At 45.6% G+C, this 25,513-nt stretch carries 22 protein-coding genes and 2 tRNA genes; 2 read left to right on the forward strand and 22 right to left on the reverse strand.

Annotation, left to right across the window (positions count from 1 at the left end; genetic code table 11):
* Nucleotides 1-62: 62 nt before the first annotated feature.
* From deoC to rsmI, 3 genes are read right to left on the reverse strand one after another with little or no spacing between them, the layout of a single operon-like run.
* Nucleotides 63-794, reverse strand: coding sequence for a deoxyribose-phosphate aldolase (deoC, locus tag OXI21_RS00060; protein WP_279617508.1), 732 nt, complete (start codon nt 792-794; stop codon nt 63-65).
* Between the two features lie 3 nt (nt 795-797).
* Nucleotides 798-2,072 carry an MFS transporter gene (locus OXI21_RS00065; RefSeq protein WP_279617509.1) on the reverse strand — a complete coding sequence of 425 codons (1,275 nt, stop codon included), beginning with the start codon at nt 2,070-2,072 and terminating at the stop codon, nt 798-800.
* A 57-nt stretch (nt 2,073-2,129) separates the two neighbouring features.
* Nucleotides 2,130-2,963: a 16S rRNA (cytidine(1402)-2'-O)-methyltransferase gene (gene rsmI, locus OXI21_RS00070; protein ID WP_279617510.1), complete on the reverse strand. Its 834-nt coding sequence runs from the start codon at nt 2,961-2,963 to the stop codon at nt 2,130-2,132.
* A 65-nt stretch (nt 2,964-3,028) separates the two neighbouring features.
* Between rsmI and OXI21_RS00075 the strand changes: the two genes are divergently transcribed.
* Complete coding sequence (locus OXI21_RS00075) at nt 3,029-3,382, forward strand: YraN family protein (protein ID WP_279617511.1); 354 nt, start codon at nt 3,029-3,031, stop codon at nt 3,380-3,382.
* A gap of 28 nt (nt 3,383-3,410) precedes the next feature.
* Here the strand turns inward: OXI21_RS00075 and dnaA are convergent, their stop codons facing one another.
* The 19 genes from dnaA to betT all read right to left on the reverse strand — a co-directional run bounded on the left by dnaA (nt 3,411) and on the right by betT (nt 23,680).
* Nucleotides 3,411-4,775 (reverse strand): chromosomal replication initiator protein DnaA, encoded by a 1,365-nt coding sequence (gene dnaA / locus OXI21_RS00080; protein WP_279617512.1) that lies wholly within the window; start codon nt 4,773-4,775, stop codon nt 3,411-3,413.
* A 41-nt stretch (nt 4,776-4,816) separates the two neighbouring features.
* Nucleotides 4,817-5,593: a lipid asymmetry maintenance ABC transporter permease subunit MlaE gene (gene mlaE / locus OXI21_RS00085; RefSeq protein ID WP_347815474.1), complete on the reverse strand. Its 777-nt coding sequence runs from the start codon at nt 5,591-5,593 to the stop codon at nt 4,817-4,819.
* Nucleotides 5,593-6,384 (reverse strand): ATP-binding cassette domain-containing protein, encoded by a 792-nt coding sequence (locus OXI21_RS00090; RefSeq protein ID WP_279617514.1) that lies wholly within the window; start codon nt 6,382-6,384, stop codon nt 5,593-5,595. The genes mlaE and OXI21_RS00090 overlap by 1 nt, the downstream gene beginning before the upstream one ends.
* Nucleotides 6,385-6,400: 16 nt before the next feature.
* Nucleotides 6,401-9,160, reverse strand: coding sequence for a hypothetical protein (locus tag OXI21_RS00095; protein WP_279617515.1), 2,760 nt, complete (start codon nt 9,158-9,160; stop codon nt 6,401-6,403).
* Complete coding sequence (locus tag OXI21_RS00100; protein ID WP_279617516.1) at nt 9,153-10,919, reverse strand: hypothetical protein; 1,767 nt, start codon at nt 10,917-10,919, stop codon at nt 9,153-9,155. Before OXI21_RS00100 ends, OXI21_RS00095 begins: the two co-directional genes overlap by 8 nt.
* Nucleotides 10,920-10,946: 27 nt before the next feature.
* Nucleotides 10,947-11,321, reverse strand: coding sequence for a response regulator (locus tag OXI21_RS00105; RefSeq protein ID WP_279617517.1), 375 nt, complete (start codon nt 11,319-11,321; stop codon nt 10,947-10,949).
* A gap of 114 nt (nt 11,322-11,435) precedes the next feature.
* Nucleotides 11,436-11,942 (reverse strand): disulfide bond formation protein B, encoded by a 507-nt coding sequence (locus OXI21_RS00110; protein ID WP_279617518.1) that lies wholly within the window; start codon nt 11,940-11,942, stop codon nt 11,436-11,438.
* 139 nt (nt 11,943-12,081) lie between these two features.
* Nucleotides 12,082-12,157 (reverse strand) — tRNA-Glu (locus OXI21_RS00115).
* 8 nt (nt 12,158-12,165) lie between these two features.
* A tRNA-Ala gene (locus OXI21_RS00120) sits at nt 12,166-12,241 on the reverse strand.
* Between the two features lie 77 nt (nt 12,242-12,318).
* On the reverse strand, nt 12,319-12,738 hold the full coding sequence (dksA, locus tag OXI21_RS00125; protein WP_279617519.1) for an RNA polymerase-binding protein DksA: 420 nt from the start codon (nt 12,736-12,738) through the stop codon (nt 12,319-12,321).
* A gap of 140 nt (nt 12,739-12,878) precedes the next feature.
* The gene (locus tag OXI21_RS00130; RefSeq protein WP_279617520.1) at nt 12,879-13,205 is read right to left on the reverse strand and encodes a hypothetical protein; all 327 of its coding nucleotides are present in this window, start codon (nt 13,203-13,205) and stop codon (nt 12,879-12,881) included.
* 67 nt (nt 13,206-13,272) lie between these two features.
* Nucleotides 13,273-14,028, reverse strand: coding sequence for a 4-hydroxy-tetrahydrodipicolinate reductase (gene dapB, locus OXI21_RS00135; protein ID WP_279617521.1), 756 nt, complete (start codon nt 14,026-14,028; stop codon nt 13,273-13,275).
* 444 nt (nt 14,029-14,472) lie between these two features.
* Entirely contained in the window at nt 14,473-15,234 is a 762-nt protein-coding gene (locus tag OXI21_RS00140; protein ID WP_279617522.1) for a DUF2470 domain-containing protein, read from the reverse strand.
* A 61-nt stretch (nt 15,235-15,295) separates the two neighbouring features.
* Nucleotides 15,296-16,105: an ATP-binding cassette domain-containing protein gene (locus tag OXI21_RS00145; protein WP_279617523.1), complete on the reverse strand. Its 810-nt coding sequence runs from the start codon at nt 16,103-16,105 to the stop codon at nt 15,296-15,298.
* Between the two features lie 3 nt (nt 16,106-16,108).
* Nucleotides 16,109-17,119 carry an iron ABC transporter permease gene (locus tag OXI21_RS00150; protein WP_279617524.1) on the reverse strand — a complete coding sequence of 337 codons (1,011 nt, stop codon included), beginning with the start codon at nt 17,117-17,119 and terminating at the stop codon, nt 16,109-16,111.
* Entirely contained in the window at nt 17,120-18,064 is a 945-nt protein-coding gene (locus OXI21_RS00155; RefSeq protein ID WP_279617525.1) for an ABC transporter substrate-binding protein, read from the reverse strand. It lies immediately after the preceding gene.
* An 18-nt stretch (nt 18,065-18,082) separates the two neighbouring features.
* Nucleotides 18,083-20,392: a TonB-dependent hemoglobin/transferrin/lactoferrin family receptor gene (locus OXI21_RS00160; RefSeq protein ID WP_279617526.1), complete on the reverse strand. Its 2,310-nt coding sequence runs from the start codon at nt 20,390-20,392 to the stop codon at nt 18,083-18,085.
* A 333-nt stretch (nt 20,393-20,725) separates the two neighbouring features.
* Nucleotides 20,726-21,520 carry an aspartate dehydrogenase gene (locus OXI21_RS00165; RefSeq protein WP_279617527.1) on the reverse strand — a complete coding sequence of 265 codons (795 nt, stop codon included), beginning with the start codon at nt 21,518-21,520 and terminating at the stop codon, nt 20,726-20,728.
* A gap of 93 nt (nt 21,521-21,613) precedes the next feature.
* Nucleotides 21,614-23,680 carry a choline BCCT transporter BetT gene (betT, locus tag OXI21_RS00170; protein ID WP_347815475.1) on the reverse strand — a complete coding sequence of 689 codons (2,067 nt, stop codon included), beginning with the start codon at nt 23,678-23,680 and terminating at the stop codon, nt 21,614-21,616.
* A 347-nt stretch (nt 23,681-24,027) separates the two neighbouring features.
* On the opposite strand from betT, the gene betB reads away from it, so the two are divergent.
* Nucleotides 24,028-25,482, forward strand: a complete 1,455-nt coding sequence (gene betB / locus OXI21_RS00175) for a betaine-aldehyde dehydrogenase (protein WP_279617529.1) — start codon at nt 24,028-24,030, stop codon at nt 25,480-25,482.
* Nucleotides 25,483-25,513: the final 31 nt, after the last annotated feature.

Raw genomic sequence — 25,513 nt, forward strand, 5'->3', positions numbered from 1 at the left:
CTCTACAACTACTCTTAAATATAAAAAAATGATCGTTTCGTAACGGTGTTACTCGCTTCGAATTAATCCTGTTCAATCTTGGAAATTAGGGATTCAAATAGGCTCGACGCGCCAAATCTAAAATGATCCGGCGTCCCCCACTCGCTTCCCATAGTGGCAATCACAAGCTCAAGATAGATAAGCGCTTGCGAAAAGGTGCTAATGCCCCCTGAAATCTTAATGCCCGTGCGCGCTTCCGCTTCTGCGCTTCGAATCGCGGCGAGCATTGTTCCAACCGACTCCACCGACGCTCCTTTTGAGATGCGGCCGGTCGAGGTTTTAATAAAATCAGCGCCAATACGAATCGCCATCTCTGATGCTCGTTTGACATAGCCTTGGGACTTTAATGCGCCCGTTTCTAAAATTACTTTTAGGGTTTTATCGCCCGCTGCCTCTCGTACGCCCCGCAAAAAATCTTCACAAAGACGGGCTTGATGATTTAAAAAAGCAAAATATGGGAAGACCACATCGATCTCATCGGCACCATCATCAATCGCTTTTTTTACCTCACTACAGGTGCGATAGAGATTGAGATCCCCACTTGGGAAATTAGCCACGGTCACAATTTTTACCTTGCTACCAATCCGCGCATTAAGCTCTTTGACATATTGCGGCAACACGCAGACCCCGGCGACCGTTCCATAGGGCGAAATCGCTTTTTCACATAGGGCATCAATATTAAGGGCCGGCGAAAAATCGGTGAGATCTAAAATCCCAATCATCTTCTCCGCCACTTTTATTTCAAATTCTTTCATCGATTATCCCTCATTTGATTCGCGATTATCAGTGGCGGCTGTTGCCTCTGACGGATCATCTTTTTTTGGTTTACGGACCGGATTTTTCATCGGATAGGCGACATAGAGCCACGCCAGCACCAATAAAATCGCCGCAAAAAAGACCACGAGCGGACTTTCAAAACTGCCGCGAAGTTGCATTCCAAGCTGACCGCCCACCGCAATGCCGATAAATTGGCTTGAGGAGAAAATCCCCATCACCATGCCGCGATTATCTGCCGGCGCAAAGCGCGACATAAGCGAGGGTTGCATCGCTTCTAAGGTATTAAACCCTAAGAAAAAGAGCATCATCACCACTAATAATCCGCCATAGCTGATCTTGAAAAAGGTGAGCATGAGCGCTAGACCAAGTAACCCGATCGCCATTAAAAAGACTTTACGGTGATGGTAAAAACGTTCTGCAAATCCCACGATCGGGAAGAGCAAAATAATCGAAATTAAAAATCCAGGCACATAGACGCGCCACGAAACAGCATTATCAAAGCCGTGATTGATGAGATAAAACGGAAATGCGGTGAATGCGAGGGTTAAAATCATATGCACCATCATTCCGCCAAAATAGAGCCGATTGATGTTGCCATCCTTAAAGGCCGCTTTAAAATTCTCAATACCGCCCGCCGCTTCCGCTGCACTGCGATCAATTTTAGGCGGCGTCGGTAGCATAAACCACGCCAGTAAAATCCCCAAAACACCTAAAATCGCACAGAGAAGAAAGACCCCTAATCCACCGGAAAAGCCAAGACTTTCGGTAAAAGCATAGAGCTTTGGCGAGATAAAAAAGGCAACTCCGAAGGTAAGCCCTATCGTAATGCCGATAATCGCCATCACCTTCGAGCGCACCTCTTCACGGGTCAGATCCGTTGCAAGGGCTAAAATCACCGCCCCAATCGCGCCGGTTCCTTGAATAATTCGCCCTAAAATCGCCACATGAATGTTGGAAGTAAAGGCAATAATCGCGCTCCCAATCACAAAAAAGAGGAGTCCTGCTACGATGGTCTCTTTGCGGCCAAATTTATCAGAGAGCATTCCGAAAATCGGTTGAAGAATAATTTGCGTTAGCGCATACCCGCTCATAAATAAGCCTGCAAGAAACGGCGTTACGCCCTCGAGCGAAGCGGCATGTTGTGCAAAGATCGGAATAATAATAAAAATTCCGAGCATCCGTAACGAAAAAAGACTCGCTAAATTGAGGCTAATCCCACGCTCAGCGCGGGTTAAATGATGCGATTGGGTAGTCATACGATTCTCAATTCCTTCTGGTTAGCTATGGCGCTTTATCCTCGATTGCTTTAACGCTTATTTTAATGTTAATGCCATCTCATAGAGTCTGTTTTTGGGCGTTGCCGAGAGTTTTGTCGCAACTTTCACCGCCTGTTTCACAGGAATCCCTTCCGCAAGTAACGCCGTTAATAACGCCTCATCACTCACGCTCGATTGGTCGCTCTCAGACTCAGTCACCCCGCCAATGGCCACCACAAATTCGCCGCGCACTTTATCGCTGTGATCGGTCAAATAGGTTAAAAGCTCGCCAAGCGTTCCGCCACGATACTCTTCAAAATGTTTGGTCATTTCACGCCCGAAAAAAGCCGGATGATGCTCACCAAACACCTCAACGGCATCGCTTAACATCGCGGTAATTCGATGGCTTGATTCATAAAAAACCATCGTTCGCGGTTCGCTTTGAAGGTTTAAGAGCTTTGTTACCCGCTCCCCTTTTTTGGACGGCAAAAATCCTTCAAAGGTGAATCGATCAGTGGGAAGCCCCGAGACCGAAAGTGCGGCAATAATCGCCGAAGGCCCGGGAATGGGAATAACATCAAAATCGTGCTGACGCAGATGCGCGACAACCGGATAGCCAGGATCTGAGATAAGCGGTGTGCCCGCATCGGAAATAATCGCCACCGACTCGCCCTCTTCAAGATAACGCACCACTTGCGCTGTACGCTCACGTTCGTTATGCTCGTGAAGTGAAAGGAGTTTTGCTGAAATCCCAAAATGAGATAATAATCGACCCGATACGCGAGTATCTTCCGCAAAAACGACCGTCACACTTTTTAAGGTTTCGAGCGCGCGTTGACTTAGGTCCGCCAAATTTCCAATCGGAGTTGCTACGATATAACAGATCGCCATAGATTTTGATTCAATTGTAAAATAGTAAAAATATAAAGAACCATTATAGCAGGAGTTTAGAGCAGATGACGAACTCAATCACAGAAGGCAGACACGGAGAATCCATTGCGCAAAAGTTCTTAGAACAGCAGGGGTTTTCACTCATTATCCAGAATTATTATGCCCGCTATGGTGAGATTGATCTCATTATGAGCGATGAAAAAATACTTATTTTTGTGGAAGTCCGCGTCCGCAATAATCCCTATTACGGTTCAGCCATTGAAAGCATCACCGACGCGAAGATCGAAAAATTTCGCCAAACGGTGGAACTCTATCTTCAAGAACATCCTACCGATCTGCCCGTTCGCATTGATGTGATCGGCATTCAAGATTCCCATATTCCCAATCCTGAGATTGAGTGGGTACAAAATGCGTTCTAACAACACAGGTTTTTGAAAGGGTTCGACGTTAGACTAAGAGCGAGGCTTTCAGCGCTTCAAAGTCACGGCGTAAACGAATATTGGTCTCAAGCTCTTCTTGAATTCGCTGACATGCATGCATCACCGTTGAGTGATCGCGGGAAAATGCACGGCCAATTTCCGGAAGGCTATGATCGGTCAATTCCCGTGAGATATACATCGCTAATTGACGCGGGCGCACAATATTCGCTTTACGGGATTTACTCACAAGGTCATTCGCATCGAGATCAAAATAGCTCGTCACCGTTTTTTGAATATTGGTGAGTGTAATTTGACGATCTTGCAGTTCCGTTAAATGTTGCAGCGCATCTTGCGCGACTTCAAGCGATAACGGCATTCCTTTAAAGCTTGCGAGCGCATTGGTTTGTTTGAGCGCCCCTTCGAGTTCACGCACGTTCGCACGGACTGTTTGCCCGATAAAAAATGCCGTTTCAGAAGGAAGATCAATGCCCCACGCTTCCGCTTTTTGCATTAAGATCGCAATGCGGTGCTCAAGCCCTGGCGGTTGAATATCCACAATTAATCCTGACGCAAAGCGCGACTTAAGGCGCTCTTCCATCGCATCGAGCTCTTTGGGATAACGGTCACAGGTTAAAATTACCTGATGCCCCCCATCAAGCAGCGTATTAAAGGTGTGGAAGAATACCTCTTGCGAGCCCTCTTTCCCCGATAATAATTGAATATCATCAATCAGTAACGCATCGAGCGTTTTATAGAAATGGCGCAATTCATTGATGGTATTGTTACGAATGCTGCGAACAATGTCTTCAATAAACCCATCACAATGCTGATAGATAAGACGCGCATCGGGATAACGCTCTTTAATGGAGTTCCCGATTGCGTGCATTAAATGCGTTTTACCTAAACCTGTATTTCCGTAGATAAAGAGCGGATTATGGGATGTCCCGGGCTTTTTTGAGACTTGCGAGCAAGCTGCAAGCGCAAAGGTATTCGATTTTCCTTCAACAAAGTTGGAAAATTGGAAATCCTTATTTAAATTGCTTGTCTCAATCGATTGCTCGCGCACCGAATATTTCGTTACCTCGCGAGCTTTACCGCTACGCTCACGACGTTTTGAGCTGCGTTTTTGAACCTGATGATCTTCATAATCCGATTCGGTTCCAACGCCATACCGCAGTTCGATTTCCGCGCCCAACTCTTCTTCAATCGCCGCTAATAGAAGGTCTTCAAACTTGGTTTGTACCCCGCGAAGCACGATCTCATTGGTGGCAAGAATCATGGCGTGATCATCTTTCATGACCACGTTTAATGGGGAAATCCACATAACAAACTCATCTTGAGTCAAGTGTTCTTCCAAGTAGCGTAGACAATTTTCCCAGTTAAAAATACCCATAAATTCTAAAAATCCGACCTTCTAAACTTAAACTTTTAACTCTAACCAAACAAGATTGCCGTTAGAATGAAATCCGCCACTAAGATTAATAATGACGCTATAACAACTGTACTTGTGGTGGCTCGAGCGATACCTCCCGCAGTAGCGCGACCGTGTAAACCGGTGAAAAGCGCTACGAGGTTGCTTATAATACCAAAAACAAAACTTTTTAATACTATTCCTTGGCCAATATCGCTGCTTAAATTTACCGCAGACTTCATTTGCGACCAATATGCGCCGCCGTCCACCCCAAGGGAGAGCGTTGCCACCAAGTATCCACCGATAATTCCTACCGCACTAAACATAAGTGCAAGCAGTGGCACCACCAATACGCCCGCCCAAAAGCGCGGCGTTAAAATATATTGAATCGGATTAATCGCCATCATCTCATAGCTTGCCCACTGCTCCGTTGCCCGCATGAGGCCAATCTCAGCGGTGAGCGATGAACTTGCCCGCCCCGTATAGAGAAGCCCGGTCAAGACCGATCCTAATTCCCGAAAAAGCGCCAGCGCGACAATCGTTCCGACCGACGCTTCCGCACCAAAATTCACAAGGTTAATATAGGCTTGAAAACAGAGCACCATTCCTACGAAGAGACCGGCAAGCAAAATGATCGGTAACGACAAAACGCCAAGTTGATAGACTTGACGTGTAAATAGAAATGGCTTTTTAAATAGATACCAGCTCTCTTTTAAAATCGTGAGTAGGAGAAGCACGGCTGCACCTAAAGCAAATACAAATCGCCGCGTCCCTGCACCTAAATTTTCGATGGCTTTAATCAAAATAATGCTTCCTTCAGTGGAGTCGTCGGGAGATGAAATGGCACCGGCCCATCAAAATATCCATGAATAAACTGCCTCACCCAGACGTTGTCGCTATTGCGAATCTCATCGGGCGTGCCGCTTGCAGCAATGGTATTTTCCGACAAAATACAGACATGATCGGCAATGGAGAGCACTTCAGCAACGTCATGGGAGACCACAACACTCGTTAAGTTGAGCGCATCATTGAGATTTTTGATCAATCGTAATAAAACGCCCATCGAGATCGGGTCTTGCCCCGCAAACGGCTCATCATATAAAAGGAGCGTTGGATCGAGTGCAATCGCCCGTGCAAGTGCTGCTCGTCTTGCTTGACCGCCTGACAGCTGATTGGGCATTGAACCGGCTAATGCACGAAGTCCCACGGCCTCAAGTTTTAATAGAACCAGCGTACGAATCATCGATTCACTCAGACCCGTATGCTCGCGAAGTGCGAACGCAATATTATCAAAAACGGTCATATCGGTAAAGAGCGCGCCCGATTGAAAAAGAACTCCCATCTGCTTTCTAAGCGCGTAAAGATCACGGTTAGAGATATCAGTTAATGAGTGCCCCATCACCGTCACATCCCCTTTATTGGGCGTGAGCTGTTGGCTGATCAATTTCAGCAGTGTGGTTTTCCCTGTTCCCGATGGCCCCATAATGGCCGTAATTTTCCCCTTTGGGATTGCAACATCCATCTCCTTAAAGATGATTCGCTCACCAAATTTAAGGGTAATGTCGCTCATCGTAATGATCGATTCTTGCATATACACTCCGTTTTCATCACTTCATAGTATCAAATAAAACGGTTTTGATTTGAGAAAAAATATCGGTAAATTCCTGTTTCACTTTCGCCACAAACGCCGCATCATATTTCGGCGCAGTAATCAGACCGTGCTCGATCTCATTGAGGCGATCGGCCAATCGATCCATATTGATCAAACGAATATTCGCTTTGAGCGTATGGGCAATCCTTGAAAGCGATGAGATGGTATCTTTCGAATAGCTCTCCGCCTCTAAAAGCGCGTTCGCTTCCGCCTCAAGCTCTTTTGTTTCATCGGCAATCGCTTCAAGAAGCACTGTATCACCGAAGATATCGGCCATCTCTTTTCCGCGCGATGAGATCGAGCGCTCTTTTTGTTTTAGCGGAGCACTTGAAGCCACCTTCGCTTTCGACTTTGGTTGCGGCTGCGATCTGACGATCGATGCTACCCCTTCCGAACCACTAATTCTTTGCGATTCTTTACGCATCTTATCATTTTTTTCAATCAGTTCCGCTTCAGAAGTTATTTTTTTTTGAGAACCACTGTCTCCCTCTATCTCCTCATCCTCTACCATTAAAGAGAGGCCATCAACCCGATCATTATTGACCTTAAGTTGCGGTGCGGAGGGTTCACCTAGATCGACCTTTGGAGGATCGGTCAGTTTCGCAGGTTTTTTCGGTTTTGCATCCGGATCTTCAAACGAGAGATTTAAAAATGAATCACTCACTTTAAGCGGATCATTTTCTGGCATCAGATCGCCAATCTCTTGGGTTTTGGTATGAAAATCAGGCGCGGCGTCAAAGAGCGCATCGTCATCTAAAAAACTTAAATCGGGGGCACTAATTTCACCAATTTCCACTTTCGGAGGCGCGGTAAGTGGCTCGATCTCATCATCGTGCATAAATTGTAGATCAAGATCCGCTGTCGGCGCCGTGAGTCGCATGAAAGAGGGCTTTTTACGATCTTCCGCTTGATTGTTTAAAGAGGCTGTTGCCGCATCAAATTCCTTAGAAAGTGACTCATCTAAATCATCCCCAAAATCGATAGTGATCTCTTCAATCTCAGGTGCGCCTGCTTCTACAGAAACGGTGTCTGCCGGCTGAAATACTGGTGTACGTGGCGATTCTACGGCGGGTTTTGGTGCAACTGTAGGCTGGACTTTAGGTTGAGCTACTGGTTGAACCTTGGGCTGAACTTTAGGTTGCGCCTTCACCGCAGGCGCTGGCTCAATTTTCGGAGCGTCTGGTGCCACAGCTTGAGAAGCGGATTGCGGAGCTGGCTGAGGGGCTCGTTGAGCCGTTGATTGAGGAGCCGATTTTACCGATGGCTTCAGCGCAGCCGGTTTATCCCCATCAATGCCCAATAATTGATATGCATCTTTTAAGATCGCCGGAGCAATCGGGCTACTCGTGCTATTTTTATTAGCAATATATTCAAGCGCAAGGAGCAATGTTTCGAGCTCTTTTGGATTAAAGAGACGTTTTAACAAAACATCAAGCGTTGCGCGGAGAAGCGGATTTTCAGGGCGCATATGCGTTTCCGCATAACAGAGCAAAAAGAGCTGTTGCTGAAGCGCTTTCGCATCCACTTGCCCACTTTTAACCTGTTCTGCTAAGCCATGATAGCGTGTCGCGAGCACTCGATAGGCCTCGCGTTTTGAATTCATTAAGCTCCACGCACTGATCTCTTCCACACAGACCGGCACTTCCACATCATTGAGCTGATAGAGATTGGCAATGGAGTTTTCAAGCGACCAAACGGAGTTTACCGTCGCGTAAAAGCCTTTTTTGTCCCCAGGATTGGCGAGCACTCGATTGATTTGATCAAGCACGGTAAACGCCAACTTACTCAAACGCGCAAAGCCCATCAGATGGAAGACTTGCCCAAGATCGAGAAGCAGTTGTTTATTCGCTTCAATTTCGTCCGCTTGGCTTGAATCGAGATAGAAACGCTCGAAACTTTCATGAAGTTTTAACAGTTTATCGCGCAGTGAATTACTAAAGCGTGAATAGACGCTTGCGCTTACATAGGTGCCCGATGAACGAAGATTGGTAGTAAGCCAGTGATAGCCATTAGGGAGACGGCGCACCGCATCCATTAGCTGAGGCAAGAAGTCTTCTTTAGGCGCTTTAAGCTGTAATACGCCCGCGAGTTTTTGATCGAGAAGTGCTAAAATTTGGAAAAAAGCTTTTGGCCCTTTCGGCGCAGGGTTCGCCTCATATTGTGACAGATAATATTCAAAGGCCTGCCATTCGTTGTGCATGCCTTTCGGGAGCTCATCAATGAGATCACCCACCACGCTCTGAAGCGTTTGCAACCCTTCATTTAATTGCCCACCACGGATCATCGCGAGCAACTCTTTTTGATAGTGCGTTCGCAGAATTTTCACGAGCCCGTAATTGATATTTTCTTCGATCGTTTGGCTACCGCCCGCAAGGGAGAGCTCACTTAAAAGGGGAATGAAAAACTCATCGTCCACATCGACGCCCAATTTTTCCGTCGCGATAAATTCTTCAAGCAGAAGGCATAACAATAATACGCCCCGCTCGTTTTCACTCTCGCCAAACTCTTCAAGAAGATGCACGCGCCCAAGCGCAAGGTCAATGAGCGCGACAGCCTTATCAAATTTTGCCGCGGCAAAGACATTTTTAAGCTCGGTCAAACCATATTCGATATCCTGACGCTCTTCCGCCTCATCGCTCGAATCTTCAAGGAGCGTCTCAACATTCTCATTTAATTGGGTTACTAATTCTTCAATGTGTGGATATAGTTTACTCATTCTCTTTTTCCTTTCTCGAGGTCACCTCGTGAAGATCGGCCATATCAAAATCGAGCATCGCAAAGAAATCGTCATCGGTCGGCATAGTAAAACGTTCCACCGCCTCGTTGAGTGCTTTCGCGAGCCCTAATAATTCGGCATTATATTCTTCAACACTTTTGATGATATTACTGTACTTCTCAAAATCTTGCGAGAGCGCAACAAGCTCATGATTTAAGAGTGACGCATTATCAAAGACTTCGACCCCTACTCCTGACAAAATATTAAACGCATGCTCAAATTTATCGAGCTGATCGCCGGGGAGATGAATTCGCCCAATCTCAATTAATTGGTGTAACATTCCGTCGGATTTATTTAAATAATCAAAGTATTTATTAATGATATTGAGTTTTGCCGTCATATTCTCAATATCTTTTAAGAGTTTACGATATTCCTGATGCTGAGTGCGCTCGTATTGAACCACCTTTTCAAAGATCTGATCGCCATCGATCACCATCTCCACAATGCGATCTTCAATGCGATTCACCCGCCCAACGATCATCCGAAGCTCTTCAACAGCGACGTTAATACTATCAGCAATCACCCCGGTTGAATCGTGCGTGACCGTCATTTCGGCACTTAAATCTCCTTTAGCAAGGAGCGCAACCTCATCGACAAGACGCAAAATCGCATTTTCATGATAATCATTACGGGCCTTTTCACTCGTCGCCTCAAAGTTTAACAGCGTCACCCGGCGTTGCAGTAAAATAGCAACAAGCACCAATAAGAGCCCTAGCGCGCCCATCGCACCCATCAATAACCAGTTCGAGCGGCTCATAAATTGGGCCGCTTCATGATCTTGTAGGCTCGCCGCAAGCATCGATTCACGTAATTCATCGTTAATCAAACGGCGCTCAGCATCAATCACGCCCATCACATTTTTAAGCGCTACTAATGAGCCTGCGTTTTCAATCAGCTCTGTGAGCTTATCGCTCATCGAAGCAAAGACAAACTCAGCTTCCGTTAAGATCTCATCATAAAAACTGCCCGCTAAACTCTGCACCCCATCGGCATAACTCCCATGTTTTAGGGCATTTAAGCCTTGATTGAGCGAGTTTAAGTGACTTGTCATATTGGCAAGTGCAATGGCGTGGCTTGAGCTCTTTTCCGACAATAAATTCATCATATCTGCTTCAATTTTAAGCGTATAAGCAATTAAAAGATCGGCATAGCGTACCGTTTCCACGGAAAATTCACGCGTACTACGGAGACTATTGGAGAGCGACAACAATAATTCGTTTAAGCGCGAAAGCTCTCCTTTGACTTGCATCTCAAGGCGCGGCAGCTTTTGCACTAACTCTTCTGAGAGCTCATTTCGACCAAGTTCCGTCTTAAGTAAATCCCAATGTACTTTCGCCTCTCCCCCATCGATGCCATGCGTTTTTAACTCTTCAAACGCACGATCGACCTTGCTCGCCTGTTTTAGAACGCGGTCATAGGAAAAAGGCTGCTCGTTACTGGTTAAATTTAGATCGCGTTCGAGCACTTCTACCTCGCGCGCAAGCCCGTTAAGCGACACAAATCGCTCTTGAGAACTTCGCTCGGGCGTTGCCCAAAAAAGGTAGATAATAAGCGCTAAAACCGCCACCAAAACCAAACTAATCAATAAGATTAATCGGTTTCGGCGACGGTCTTTTGGCAGAACCACTGAAATTGCAGCGACCTGCCCACGTTCTTCTTCCGTTAACGATACATTAGACGTTACTCTTTGACGGGTCAAAATATGCCCCCTTTATCTGTAAATTAATCAAGAATGACGCTCGATTGCATTTACAATCTCGTCACGCGTAAATGGTTTGGTAATGAAGTCATCACAACCGGCTAGATCGCCTCTAGCTTTATCAAACGCGCCATCCTTGCTCGTTAACATAATAATCGGGATTTTCGCCACATCGTGAGGCGATGATTTTAAAATTTGACAGGTATCGTAGCCATCAAGATTGGGCATCATCACATCCATAAAGATAATGTCTGGTTTAATGCGCGAGACGTTCACTAACGCATCAAACCCATCTTCGATACCAACGACTTCATAATTCTCTTTTTTTAGAATTAGCTCAGCGGTTTTCCGAACAGTACTACTGTCATCCACCACCATCACTTTTAGTCCGTAATTACTCATCTATCTCTCCTAACACTCAATGGAATTTAGAATTTATAAGGCGATGCTAAGCGGGAGAAAACAGCCATCCCACTTATCAATCGCCTCAATACTGCGTTACTTTATAACTTTATATTATGGACGTTTCCACTCAATCCAGTTGTAGACAATCCCTGCGCCACCAATCACTAAAAACGCAAGGAACGTCCACATCGGAATGGATAGTCCAAATAGTTCCCAATCGATCTTTGTACAGTCGCCTCTCGCAAATAAAAGCTCTCGAATGAAATCGAAATTTAAAAACTCTTCAATCTGCATGGTCGTTTGACGGCATGAATCAAGCTCATCACTGTGGTTCAACTGAAGCCACGAGTGCTTGCCTGATAGAAATAGCCCAATCATCGTCGCTACCCCAATCAATCCGGCATAAACCTTCGCGCCCCACCCTTTCGGATGGTGAATTCCCGCCACTAAAAAAAGCCCGCCCAAAAAGCCAAACGCCAATCGCTGCAAAATACAGTATGGACATGGCTCTAGCCATAAATAGTTTTGGAAATAGAGAATCGCTATCCCAATCGCTACAAATGAAAATCCTGCCAAGGTGAGATTAAACCAACGTTTTGATCTGAAAAATGATCGCATACTCGTTCTTCCCTTGAGTCATTTATATAACTCGCTATTCTACCTTGATTTTAAATCAAGACGTATTCAAATCAATGAAATCTTAATATCTATCAATAAAAAAAGCCTGCATCCAAATGAATGCAGGCTTTCGTATGATTGGCGTCCCTACGGGGATTCGAACCCCGGTTGCCGCCGTGAAAGGGCGGTGTCCTAGGCCTCTAGACGATAGGGACATGTGTCTTGGTGGAGCTAGACGGAATCGAACCGACGGCCTCTTGCATGCCATGCAAGCGCTCTACCAACTGAGCTATAGCCCCAGACGTTGTCTGAGGATGACTATAATACTGAAAGGCCTATCCTCTGTCAACATTAACATTGCGCAATTTTAAGCCAATTAACCTGCACGGGATTTTTCTTTCTGCTCTTCAACCTCTTTACAGTCAATACAGAGCTCTGCAGTCGGGCGTGCTTCAAGACGTTTAATGCCAATTTCGATGCCACAGGTATCGCAATATCCGTAATCATCAAGGCCTAAACGACGTAATGTTTTTTCAATTTTCGCAAGCAATTTACGCTCACGATCACGCGTTCTTAACTCAAGCGAGAAACCCTCTTCTTGCGTCGCTCGATCGTTTGGATCTGGAAGATTGAGCGCTTCGTCTTGCATATTATTGACGGTTTTTTCGCTCTCGCGCATTAACTCACTGCGCCAGCCTTCCAAAATTTTGCGAAAATGCTCTTGCTGAGCTTCGTTCATATACTCCTCTCCTTCCGCAGGAATATATGGTTTAAAATCTTGAAACTGATCTTTCATAATATTTAATCCTCTAATACGATCGTAATTTCATTTAATCTCTAAATTAAATTTTAAAGAGAGCTATTGTAATCAATCTGAAAATTATTCCTATCTTTATTTCTTAAAAAAGATAGCGTGTATCAATTTTCTATTAAAAACTACAGCTCCTTGTATTCACCTTCATATAAATTGCCGCGACGATCATTTTCGCCATCCTTTGGTGATGATTGGGATGATTGTCTCATCTCGTCATAAAACTTTGTCTGAGCGGCCTGCGCCTCATCCATCTGCGTTTTTAAGATTTTGCGAATTTGGCGAGTGCGCCACCAGAAGACTAGCGCGCCGATACTGCCTGCAATCAATAAAAAGAGCAAGATCACAGCGCCAAATGTGAAGGTAAATATTAACGAAACAATGCCTATCCCCGCCATCAGAATTTTCTGCCACAGCGTTGCGGGCTTACCATTAATGCGTAGTTGACTCATTGCGTTCTCCTTATGGTTCGGGGAGGGAATCTATCAATGTAGGGGGTGATTTGGCTTTTTTCAAGTATTAGCCAAGATTTAACACGTCATACATCGAATAAATATTAGGCGTCTTTTGCTCACTTAACCACGCTGCCGCGCGAATTGCCCCTTTTGCAAAGAGCGTGCGATCAAGCGCAACGTGAGTAATGGAGATCGACTCCTCTAAACTGGTAAAGGATGCGGTGTGCGTGCCGGCGATATTACCGCTTCGCTCCACAGACATCCCAATTTTGTGTTCTTCACGGGCGAAATGGCCGGGCGTGTAGAGCTCATAATTAAGATTGTAGACCTTCAATTTTGCGTTAATCATCTCTTCAGCGAGTGATACTGCCGTTCCTGAAGGGCTATCGACTTTAAAACGGTGATGCTTTTCATGGACATCAATATCGAAATCTTCATCCAAAATCTCCGCCATTTTCCCGGCCACATAGCGCTGTAAACAGGCACCGACACTGGTATTTGACGCGACAATTACTGGAACTTTTTCAGATAACGCTGAAAGTTTATCTGCCATCTTTTCAGGGCTCCAGCCGGTCGTACAGATAATGAGCGGCTTTGGCGAGCGCAGTGCTGCGGTTAAATTCGCTTCAACTAGCGACGCATGGGAGAAATCGATCACGAGATCATTCTCTTGAAACACACGATCAAGGGCGGCATCGCCTGAGTTTTCCATGCTGTAGCCAACCCCAAGCTCAAAGCGGGGATCTTGCCCAATCATCTCTGTCAAAATGGAGCCCATGCGCCCCGTTTCACCAATTACTCCAACCGTTGTCTTTGCCATAATCGTGTCATCTCTTATATTAAAATCGTCGTACATTGAGTTGTGCTGATTGCGCCTCCATCCGTCTCTATCTGCATCTATCAATGCCATCAACAATTGATGGGATAGGATAGCGTGAAAAATGTAAAAAAACGCAAATCGCCTAAAACTCTCGATAAAATAATCAATTTTACACTATACACAGTTTTTTAAAAAAGCGATAACTCTATCGAAAACGCTTAACTGTCTCTCTTTCGCTTTAGCAATGTCATCTAAAAGCGCTTACTCTACCGAAGCGTTATGACCGCTGTATGGTGAGATGGGTCATCAAAAAAACGCCCCGATAATCCCGCGCCGAGATTGCCCCTATATATACTATGTAACATCCGCAACAACAAAAGCCCCACTGAACCATCAGCAGGGCTTCTCTTCGTTCTGAGAAATCGCAAATGTAATTGGAGAAAATTACGCGACTTTTTTCGCCATATCCACTAGGAGCATGCGGATATCGTTCGGCGTTTTGGCTTCGCGTTCAAAGAAGAAACGATGGAGCACCTCTCCCATCGCGATAATAAATCCATATTGATCGATCGCCACCATCTTAAGCTCAGCATTTGGGAGCACTTCCACGCGGGTTTTCATAAAGCGGACAATGGTGTCGTGATGATCCTCATTCATATGATCGATCATGCTCGCTTCAGTCTCGGCATCAAAGGGCGAGGGCTGTAAAACGCGCTCCGTATCGACCCAATGAATCTCGCCAAATCCGTGAATATAACGATATTTTTTCGGGGTGAGCTGATAAAAATTAAAATCGTGCACCTCATGATAACGGCGACTCTCACCAAAGAATCGCTCATACCGATCGGCAATATCATCGTACTCGCTTGGATCGATCGGCGTAATATCGCCAATCACCGTTAAACGCCAGCCTTTTTGAATATTATCTTGGTCAATATTGTGAATCATCAGCGAGGCTTTCGGATTCTCTTTGAGGTTTTTCGTATGTTGAGCAAGATCACTAATGAGTAAAATCGGCTCGCCACGGGAGTTAAGGCAAAACGGCACCACAGAGCCAAAGGGATAGCCCTCAAGCCCGAGCGTATCGCGCATCGTCGTCGCTAATACGCCATTAAAGGTTGAAAGGAGTTGCTCGCGAGAATCCGCGGCCGCTTGATCTTTGGTGTACACCTGCACAAGGTTATTTTTTGTAATCTGATCGGTCATTATTTTCTCCAAAATAGTTCTCAGTCATGATGGTAAAAAGAAATTCTCCGTCCTAGCCTTGCTACGACAGTAGATATGAAAGGGCTGAAATTTCAGCATTATCGGGGTGATAGAGCGTTATAAAATCGACGCCAAACACCTCATTTAAAAGGGTACTTTCGCGCAGTTCATCGGGGGTATAGACGCCGTGAAGCGTTCCGCGCGCCATCAGCACTAATCGATCGGCCGATTGGAGCGCCTGATTGAGATCGTGCATCACGCAGATGATAGTCATCCCCGCTGTTTTAAGCTCTTTTAGATAGCGCAACAGCTTTTGTTGATGGTAAAGATCAAGATGATTAAAGGGCTCATCAAGCAGTAATACTCGCGGCTGATGGGGCGTTTCATCACACGCAAAGAGCGCTTGCATTAACACGCGCCCAATCTGCGCCCGATGTTGCTCCCCGCCCGAGAGCGTTTGATAGGTTTGATCGAGTAGATGCGAAAGTTCAAGGTGGGAACAGATCGTTTCAAGAAGTTCAATCACCCGTGAATCGCGATAACTCACTTCGAAAGGCATCACTCCCATTAAAAGCACCGCGCGCACATTGATCGCAAAAGGAATATGCTGAGTTTGCGGTAACACACTTCGCCGGTAAGCAAGCTCGCTAATGCTGTAATCATTGAGCGGTTTCCCCGCAAAGAACACCTCACCGGTTGTGGGTATTAAATCGCCCGCCAAGCAATTAAGCAACGTTGTTTTTCCAGCCCCATTTGGGCCAATTAATGCAGTAAATTCGCCCTGATGCAGCGTTAAATTAGGCACATTAATCAGCTCTTTCTGAAAGCGCTTTTGACGAACGCTCACCTTGATATTTTTTACGGTAAACATCCTCTATCTCCCCTGCTTAAAGACGAGATACCCCAAAAAGGGTGCCCCAATAAAGGCGGTTAAAATCCCGATCGGCACTTCACTTGGCGCTGCAAGCGTTCGCGATAATCCATCGGCCACCATCAACAGCATGCCGCCCAATAGATAGGAAAGCGGTAAGACAAAGCGATTATCCGAGCCAAACAAAATGCGAATAAGATGAGGAATCACAAGCCCGACAAAACCGATCCCGCCGGAAAACGCCACCGCACTGCCCGTCATAATGGCGACGCCCCAGATCTGCTGTTTTTTCAGCTTCTCCACATGAACCCCGAGATGGCGCGCCTCACGCTCTCCAAGCAACATCGCATTCATCTCCCTCGCTTTTAACAGCAAAAAAGGAATAATCACTGCCTGAATGCCTGCTAAAATCGCGATCTTGTGATAATTAAATCCGCCGAGACTTCCCATCGACCAAAAGGTGAGGGAGCGCAGCTCTGTTTCACTGGCGATAAAGGTTAAAAGCCCGATCATCGCACCGGTAAAGGCATTGATCGCAATCCCAATTAAGAGCATGGAGCTAATGCTGATCGAATGTCGGCTTTTCGAAAAATTGTATAAAATCGCCGTCACCAACCACCCGCCAATGCACGCCGCAACGGGAAGTGCGTAATCGCCGAGCGTTTCAAATGGATTCGGTAGCCACTTATAACCGAGCACAATGGTAAACGAGGCAAAGAGCGCCGCCCCACTTGAAACCCCGATAATCCCCGGCTCAACGAGCGGATTACGAAAGAGTCCCTGCATCACCGCGCCAGAGATCGCAAAAGCCCCGCCCACCAAGAGCGCCGAGAGCACCCGTGGCACGCGCACATTCCAAAAGATGTAATAATCGATGGAATCCGAATTAAACAGATTGCTCCACTCAATCGCCATCGCACCCTGCCACATCGCGCCACCAACCACCACGCAGAGCGCCGCAATGCCACCAAATACCAGCATTTTTTGATACTGATCAAAGAGCTGACTATTCATCTACTTTGCCTCCGTCATGCATGCATCAACGGCCTCTCGAAGCGCGAGCACTTCATCAAAAATATGGATTCCGTAAACCAGATAACGGCTCATATCGAGCTCAAAGACACATTTTGGCTGAAGCTTTGCCGGCCACTCTTTCATCCCCTTTGAGAGATGTTTAAACGGCGCAATTTGATCAAGACTCTCAGAGGCAAAATCCCGGCGACTCCCGATAAAGACAAGATCGGGACGTTTTTCCATCTGCCCTTCCATGCTCACCGATTTATAATTGTTAAAGTCGCTGCCAAATAGATTTTGAACTCCCAACAGCGTTAGCATTTTATCGGCACTGGTATCGCGACCTGAAATGGAAACACTCCCCTTTCCGCCCGCTTCTTGCATAATAAAATACCCACGATAATTGGGGCGCTTAGCAACCACCGATTGCAGTTGTTCTGCAGATGTTTCCACTGATTGTGCCAGCCGTTCACCACGAGATGCAACGCCTAACGCCGAGCTGATTTTTCCGGTCATCGCGACAATATCTTCCACAGAATTGAGCTCATCGATCATCAATTGCGGCACCTTTGAACGCGCCACTTGATCGAGCACATTTTGTGGCCCTGTGCCTTCAGCGATTAAAATCAGCGTCGGTTTAAGCGATAAAATTCCTTCCGTTGAGAGCGCTAAACGGTAGCCCACATCCGGGAGTTTTTTCAGACTCGGCGTTGTGCGACTCGTAGTATCAACGCCCACAAGTTCCGCCTCTTTTCCGAGCGCGACCACCACTTGGGTGAGTACATTTGAGGTGGTGATAATGCGCTCTTTTGGCGGCTCAATCTCCGCAAACGCCATCGTCTGCGTTAATCCAGCACTCGCAATCAATGCGAGCACCGAGGTTGAAAAAAAAGCCCTGCCCGATTTCGCTTTTTTCTGAAATCGTCTCTTCAATCGAATCGTCATGGAATACTCCACTTTTCCTTAAAAATCAATCTTGATCGAAAGCGCTGCATTAATGCCGGGTTTACTACCACGCTCGATCGATCCAGGAGAGGTTTGCATCATACGATCGCCCCAACTCCAATGTTTTTTATCAAAGACGTTATAAATTCCGGCATTGATAGTGATGTCGTCCGTTGGCTTATATTCCGCCACAAGATCGAGCATGCCATAGCCCGGAACGCGCCCAACGCCCGTCTCTTTCATACTTGTCGAGATCTCGCTGGCCTTTTTCGCCTTCACCATTTTGACCCGTGCGCCCACATAAAAAGACTCATCAAAACGATAATCAAGCCCCATCGTCAGCGTTAACGGATCGACGCCATTAATCGGCTCTTTCGTCTTTTTATCTTTGCTTTTTGCGTACGCCGCGCTCACATTGAGCCCGATGGAACCGTGCCCATTTTGCACTTCCATCAGTTCAAAACGCGCCTTCGCCTCAAGTCCGTAGATATAGCTTTTATCGAGGTTAACTGCCTGATAGACGAGATACCCCGACTCTGGATCTTTCCCCACTGAGCTGAGCTCATCAATAAAATTGTTATAGGTGGTATAAAACCCTGTAAGCGCAACGGAATGTTTCTCATCGGTGTAGTTCCAGCCAAGCTCATAAAGCTTACTGGTTTCCGCCTTTAAATTAGGATTGGAGCGGCTCGTGTAGCCAACAGCTGGATTGCTAAAACCGACATTCACCGCTCCAAACGTGGGTGCTCGGAATCCTTCGGAATAGTTAACGAAAAGCGTGTGTTCATCATTCGGGTGGTAGAGAAGCGCAAACCGTTTCGAAAATTGGCTTTTGCTCACTTTCGCCGGCGGTAATACCCCGAGGTTTGCGCTCTCATACGCTGTGCCTGTTTTTGGATTGAGGCGATAATGATCAAAGCGCAATCCTGCGATCAACTCGATTTTATCCTCCATCAATCCAATGCGATCTTGGATAAATAGACCGTATTCACGAATCGTTGAATCGGGGAAACTTTTATTGGGAAACGCCTCTCTCTCCACCGATTGCCCACTCGGGCGCATTCTCGTATCGCCGGTACGTTCGGTACTTACGCGATTCTGCCGAGCACTTAATCCATAGGTTACATTGTGCGTAATGCCGCTTTGAGTCTCAAGCAATTTGATAAACTCCGCACCAATCCCAAGACTCTTATTATCAAACGTAGAGAGTCGATCCCGCTCGGTGACCATGCCCCCTTTAATCATTTCACGCACCTCAAAACTGCGCTGCTCAAAGCTATTTTTCTGGAAATAGAGCTGCCAAAATCCTTGATCAAAGAGCGGCGTTTTTAGATTAAAATCGTGCCTAAAGGTGAGTTGTTGGCGTTTATTAATATCATTGGTTTCAAGGGCTAATTGCTTAAACATCCCAAAGGTAATATCGCCGATTTTTGCTTTCGGATCGACATCCACATCTTCCTTAAAATACTCATAGGTCGCGCTAAATTTGTGCTCGCTGTTTGGCTCAAATACCCATTTAGTCAGCAGATTATTGACGCTTGAATCGGAAGGATCGGGATGAAGACGATTTTTTCCCAATTGTGAACTTCCCGTACCATCCCCGTGATGATTGGCGCGCTCATGTTGTTTTTTGTACGTCAGGCGCAAAAATGCCGATAAATCATCGTTAAAATTCGCCGCTCCCGTGCCAGATAACAAGGTTTCACGTGAAGCCGAGCGATACCCTATCTTCGCCTCACCCCCATACTTTTCACCGGGTTTAATGTAATCGCTTGGATCTTTCGTCATCATGAAAATACCGCCCGCGAGCGCACTGCCGCCGTAGAGCGTCGACATCGGACCTTTGACAATATCCACCGATTTCATCGCATCGAGATCGAAATAATTTCGATTCGTTCCAAGATAGCTGCCGAAACTATAGGTCTGTGGAAGCGGCGCACCATCGACTAAAATAAGAACGCGATCGTCACCAATCCCGCGGATGCGAATATCACTCAAGCCACCAGATTTACTCTCATCTACGCTCACGCCCGGCTCATACATCAGCAAATCACTGAGCGATGTGGCATTGAGTCGATCGATCTCACTTTCACCAAAATGGGCAATGGTCGCGCCACTATCTTCGATGGCAAGCGCTTCTTTCATCGCGGTAACGATGATGCGGTTGAGTTTTAATTCAGGGATTTGAGCGTTTTTATCGAGTGCCTCACTCGTCCCGTCGACCCCGTTAAATGGGGCATTCGTTTTCGTTTGGGTAGGCTCCGCCGCTGCTTGCGCCATTAATATAGACGCAAGCAGAAACGGCAGCAGTTTTCTTTTTCCTAACATAGGTCCACCAAGCTGCATAAATGTAAATGATAATTGTTCTCCTTTGGCTATTATTGCTTTTTAATGATTATTGTCAATTGCAAATATTTACTAAAATGAGAAATGATTCATCCACACTGCTAAAAGTGTTCCTAAAAACTCAACTTTCAATGAGTTACATCGGCTTTTGATTTGCTAGAGATATCGAATTATTATCTTTGATTTAAATTATTAATTACAAATAACGTAATCTGTCCATAAATCCGCGCATAAAAAAAGCGATCCGAAGATCGCTTTCTTATTTTACATCGTACGTTTTATGTTAATTTTTAAACGCTCAACGCTCTAACCTCACTACACCCATTCAAGCGCAACGAGATTATCGCAGGCATGGAGCACACTTAATGCCGCCAACATTGAGGTTTTAGGATTTTTCGCTAAGGGATTGCCCTTAATGGTGATGGTGAAATCGCCAAAAACACCTTTAACATCGATGGTATGGCGATTTTTGATTGGATTGGGATCACACCAAAGTTCCACATCGGTGGCCTCAAAGCCTGCTCCGGCTAGCGCAATGGTTGCCGCAACATTGGCATTTTTCGGGAAAAGTATCGCCGCTTCCCGCGCCGATCCTTTAAAAAAGCAGGTCGCTTCCGTGATGCTATCAAGATCGATTAAATTTTCCGCATGGGTGCCACGCCAACCTTCGATCGATTTTAAACTCTGATACGAAACATGCTCAAGCCCCGTTCGCTTTGCCGCCGATAGTGCATCAATCCCGCCAAGTGCCCCAGGAAGCAACCAATATCGGCTATTGCCCTCTTTTGCAGCCTGTTTTAAATTATTGTGAAATACCTCATCGGCAAGTGCGCCCACCGACACAATCGTGAGCGGCCAACCAAAACGAAGCACCGCTTCCCCGTGCATTTTTAGCGCTGCCTGCCCCGCGACTTCAAGGACTAAATCCGGCGTCATCGAGAGATCATTAATGCATGAAACTACCTCGATCGGTTTGCCGGTAAAACGCGCCACAAGCGCCGGAATATTCTCAGGAACTTCTACCACGGCGGCCAGCTCAATCCCCTCAGGAAGATGCTCCGCTACATATTCACCAATCGCCCCAAATCCGATCAACACTATTTTTTTCATTCTACTCCTCGTCTTAATCATTATCGGCTATTTATCTATCTAGAATATCGGTTATGGCCAAATTACTCTATTTAAATCAGCCAAATAAATGATCTAGGACTCTCGCACTAAATGTAGATACTGGATATGACGCTCATATTGGTTCAAGATGTCGTTGATAATCTGCTCTAGTGAATAGTTTAAGAGATCATAGTCTTGACTTCCCTCAATCAGATGCACCTCAGCACGATAATATTGCTCTTTTTGTGAGGCTGGATGAAGAAGATTGAGTGCAAAAGAGGGCTTTTGATAGCCAGTCACTACCACTTTATAGCGGAAAGTTCGCTCATCCCCCATACGTACCTTAAGGCCAATCTCATCATATTCATCAGTACTTTCAAGTGCCACATCCAATCCTTTTTCTTCAAAGGCTTTATATACCTCTTCAAATGCCGGATAGACACTATTTTTCATAAAGAGACGCACTGTTTTCCGTGTTGGGAAATGCACCGTTTTGGAGATTCGCGCACGCCATGACGCAGTAGGCGCTAACACATCCTCATCAGAATTAGCCACCGCTGGCGGGAGCGTATGCTGTAGGCTCTCCTGACGACATCCCTCTAAATAGAGAGCACGATGAAGACCTAACATCAAAATCAATAGAAGAAAAGAGAATGGCAAGGACATCAACACAACCGCTGCTTTTAAAGAATCAACACTCCCTGCAAGCAGTAAACCGAGTGTAGTTAATGCAATCACTGCCCCCCAGAAAACGCGTAAACTTTTAGGTCCATCTTCATCTGGCTTACCATTTTCACAACTTAAATTGGAGAGTACGACGGTGCTTGAATCACCTGACGTAATAAAAAAGATAAATCCAATCACCACACAGAGTCCAACAATCACACTGGTCATTGGATATGACTCTAGTAATTGAAAAAATGAGGCGGCAGGCGCACTTACAGCTAACTCACCTAACTCCACCGTTCCTTGATAAAGTACCTGCTCAAGAGCACTATTACCAAAAATTGAGAGCCATGCAAGGGTAAATCCAAGCGGAATAAATAATACGCCTAAGACAAATTCTCGAATAGTGCGACCTTTTGAGATTCGTGCAATAAACATACCCACAAATGGTGACCATGAAATCCACCATGCCCAATAGAATATTGTCCAATCTGCTAACCAAGAGCTTGGCTCATCATGAGCATAAAGATCGAAGCTTTTAGGCACTACAACAGCAAGATAATCTCCTAAATTTTGCACCATAAGATTTAATAAACGGAGTGTGGGCCCGGTAAACAAAATAAAGAGTAAAAAGAGACACGCAAGAAGAATATTGAGATTTGAAAGGTATTTAATGCCCTTCTCCACACCTGAAATCGCCACAATCACAGCAAGCGTCATCATCGTTGCTACAAGTGCTGATTGAATATAGGGATTATCACTCGGGAGATCAATAAGATGTGTTAATCCAGCATTAATAAAGAGCACGCCAAATCCCATATCCGTTGAAAGCCCCACAACGGTTGCGACAATTGCAAAAATTTCAACTCCATGACCAATCGAACCATAAATACGGTTTCCAATAAATGGATAGAGCCCTGAACGCATTGTCAGCGGTAGTCGATACCGATACGCAAAGTAGGCGAGCACCATGCCTACTAGCGCAAAGACAGACCAACCATGCAATCCCCAGTGAAGGAAAACGGTCTGCATTGCGGCCCTTGATGCTTCTTGTGTTACAGGATCGGCACTCCCTGCCGGTGGAAATAAAAGATGGGTCAACGGCTCTGAAACGCAGAAAAAGAGAAGTGTAATCCCAATGCCTGCGGAAAAGAGCATACCTGCCCATGATAGATAACTAAATTCAGGTTTATCATGATCACGCCCTAAACGGATATTGCCATATTTTGAAATGGCGATCCCCCCCACAAAAAGTAGATAAACGGTAACAACAAGCATGTAATACCACGCTACACTATTTGATGCCCACGTTTGTGCTCTTAAAAACCATAGCTCACTCGCTTTTGGATTACTCATCACAATTAAATCAAAAAGTAAAATAAGCAGCGCTGAAATAATCAAAACAGGTTTACTAATCTTCATTTTTTTAGAGCTTTCTAAATCATTTTTAACATTATTATTGTTTAAATTTTGTTCATTTCCTAGGTGAGCAATTGCTGTGCTCTTGATCGTCGTATGCACGACTGAAATCTCCTTTTTAAGCCGATATAATGCCACTTTCGAGAAATTAAATATCGAACTTAATCCATTATATAAAGCACATAATCATACCGATTTTTTAAGACATGTCCAAACTTTAACGGTTTACAGACGCCTGAGATTTGTTAAGCTAATTAGGCGTAAATTATTCGACTAAACTCAAAAAAACTGACCCAAATTCCCCCTCTAAATCTCATTTTCTTTACGCAATTTCCCAAAAAAACGATCGACAACTTGCAATCAATAAGAGAGTACTCGAGGGCTTTTTTAATTTTGAAAAAACCAAAAGGAATTATTTATTTATGGCAAATCAAACCATCGTTGGACAATTCATTCATGGCCAAGAGATCTTCAATGAAACAGCAGAACGATTTGAAACTATCAACCCCGCCACGGAGGAAGTGATCGCGCTGGTTGAACAGGCAACGGATGCGCAAATTGATGCAGCCGTTGAGAGTGCGACAAAAGCGCAAAAGATCTGGGCGAGCTATCCGCCGGTTGAACGCGGACGCATTATTATGAAAGCCGTTAATCTCCTTCGTGAACGCAATCTTGAACTTGCAAAACTTGAGACCAACGATACCGGTAAGCCTCTATCAGAAACAGAAAGCGTGGATATTGTCACTGGAGCAGATGTCCTTGAATATTACGCCGGTTTAGCCGATGCCATCGAAGGAACACAACTTCCACTTCGTGATGATTCCTTTTTCTATACTCGTCGCGAGCCATTGGGCGTTGTCGCAGGGATCGGTGCTTGGAACTACCCTATCCAGATCGCCATGTGGAAATCAGCACCTGCCCTAGTTAGTGGTAACGCCATGATCTTCAAACCAAGTGAAGTAACACCTCTCTCTACAATGAAGCTTGCGGAAATCTTTGTAGAAGCAGGGGTTCCTGAAGGTGTTTTTAACGTCGTACAGGGCGATTATCGCGTAGGAGCCGCCTTATCAAATCATTCAGGTATTACCAAAATCTCTTTTACGGGAAGCGTTCCCACTGGAAAAAAAGTGATGGAGGGCGCTAGCCACTCACTTAAAGAGATCACGATGGAACTTGGGGGGAAATCGCCACTCATTATTTTTGAGGATGCCGACCTTGACCGTGCTGCCGATATTGCAATGATGGCAAACTTCTATAGCACAGGCCAAGTCTGTACCAATGGCACCCGCGTTTTTATCCATGAATCAATCAAATCTACCTTTGAAGAAAAACTATTAGAGCGCATCCAAAATGTCCGCTTAGGCGATCCTACTCATCCAGAGACAAATTTTGGCCCCCTTGTTAGCAAACCACACTTTGAAAAAGTGATGCGTTATATCGAACAAGGAGAGGCTGAAGGAGCTCGCCTCTTAGCGGGTGGAAAACACGCAGCCGAAACCGGTTACTTTGTTGAAGCAACCATCTTTACCGATTGCACTGATGAGATGGCGATTGTTCAAGATGAGATTTTTGGTCCTGTGATGTCGATTCTCTCATTTAGCGATGAAGCCTCTGTTATTCAACGAGCCAATGCTACCGAATATGGCTTAGCTGCAGGAATCGTCACCAATGATCTCACTCGTGCCCATCGCGTCATTCATCAAATTGAAGCTGGAATTTGCTGGATCAACACCTGGGGTGAATCGGCAGCACAAATGCCCGTTGGCGGTTATAAAGCGTCTGGTATTGGCCGTGAAAATGGATTAGAAACACTAAAAGCCTATACTCAAACTAAATCAATCCAGATTGAGCTTGGCGCCTTTGAATCCGTCTTCTAATGCTCGTTTTGTTATAACGTTTCATTTGATG

The sequence above is a fragment of the Ignatzschineria sp. RMDPL8A genome, assembly GCF_029815055.1.
GTDB lineage: Bacteria > Pseudomonadota > Gammaproteobacteria > Cardiobacteriales > Wohlfahrtiimonadaceae > CALZBJ01.

What these genes read in the sequence shown, in the direction of transcription:
- dapB (WP_279617521.1), bottom strand. Translation starts at nt 14,028, where the DNA reads ATGGCAAAGACAACGGTTGGAGTAATTGGTGAAACGGGGCGCATGGGC.
- OXI21_RS00155 (WP_279617525.1), bottom strand. Translation starts at nt 18,064, where the DNA reads ATGACGATTCGATTGAAGAGACGATTTCAGAAAAAAGCGAAATCGGGC.
- OXI21_RS00075 (WP_279617511.1), top strand. Translation starts at nt 3,029, where the DNA reads ATGACGAACTCAATCACAGAAGGCAGACACGGAGAATCCATTGCGCAA.
- OXI21_RS00110 (WP_279617518.1), bottom strand. Translation starts at nt 11,942, where the DNA reads ATGCGATCATTTTTCAGATCAAAACGTTGGTTTAATCTCACCTTGGCA.
- OXI21_RS00130 (WP_279617520.1), bottom strand. Translation starts at nt 13,205, where the DNA reads ATGAGTCAACTACGCATTAATGGTAAGCCCGCAACGCTGTGGCAGAAA.
- rsmI (WP_279617510.1), bottom strand. Translation starts at nt 2,963, where the DNA reads ATGGCGATCTGTTATATCGTAGCAACTCCGATTGGAAATTTGGCGGAC.
- betB (WP_279617529.1), top strand. Translation starts at nt 24,028, where the DNA reads ATGGCAAATCAAACCATCGTTGGACAATTCATTCATGGCCAAGAGATC.
- dnaA (WP_279617512.1), bottom strand. Translation starts at nt 4,775, where the DNA reads ATGGGTATTTTTAACTGGGAAAATTGTCTACGCTACTTGGAAGAACAC.
- OXI21_RS00090 (WP_279617514.1), bottom strand. Translation starts at nt 6,384, where the DNA reads ATGCAAGAATCGATCATTACGATGAGCGACATTACCCTTAAATTTGGT.
- dksA (WP_279617519.1), bottom strand. Translation starts at nt 12,738, where the DNA reads ATGAAAGATCAGTTTCAAGATTTTAAACCATATATTCCTGCGGAAGGA.
- OXI21_RS00160 (WP_279617526.1), bottom strand. Translation starts at nt 20,392, where the DNA reads ATGTTAGGAAAAAGAAAACTGCTGCCGTTTCTGCTTGCGTCTATATTA.
- OXI21_RS00065 (WP_279617509.1), bottom strand. Translation starts at nt 2,072, where the DNA reads ATGACTACCCAATCGCATCATTTAACCCGCGCTGAGCGTGGGATTAGC.
- OXI21_RS00150 (WP_279617524.1), bottom strand. Translation starts at nt 17,119, where the DNA reads ATGAATAGTCAGCTCTTTGATCAGTATCAAAAAATGCTGGTATTTGGT.
- OXI21_RS00145 (WP_279617523.1), bottom strand. Translation starts at nt 16,105, where the DNA reads ATGTTTACCGTAAAAAATATCAAGGTGAGCGTTCGTCAAAAGCGCTTT.
- OXI21_RS00095 (WP_279617515.1), bottom strand. Translation starts at nt 9,160, where the DNA reads ATGAGTAAACTATATCCACACATTGAAGAATTAGTAACCCAATTAAAT.
- OXI21_RS00140 (WP_279617522.1), bottom strand. Translation starts at nt 15,234, where the DNA reads ATGACCGATCAGATTACAAAAAATAACCTTGTGCAGGTGTACACCAAA.
- deoC (WP_279617508.1), bottom strand. Translation starts at nt 794, where the DNA reads ATGAAAGAATTTGAAATAAAAGTGGCGGAGAAGATGATTGGGATTTTA.
- OXI21_RS00105 (WP_279617517.1), bottom strand. Translation starts at nt 11,321, where the DNA reads ATGAGTAATTACGGACTAAAAGTGATGGTGGTGGATGACAGTAGTACT.
- OXI21_RS00165 (WP_279617527.1), bottom strand. Translation starts at nt 21,520, where the DNA reads ATGAAAAAAATAGTGTTGATCGGATTTGGGGCGATTGGTGAATATGTA.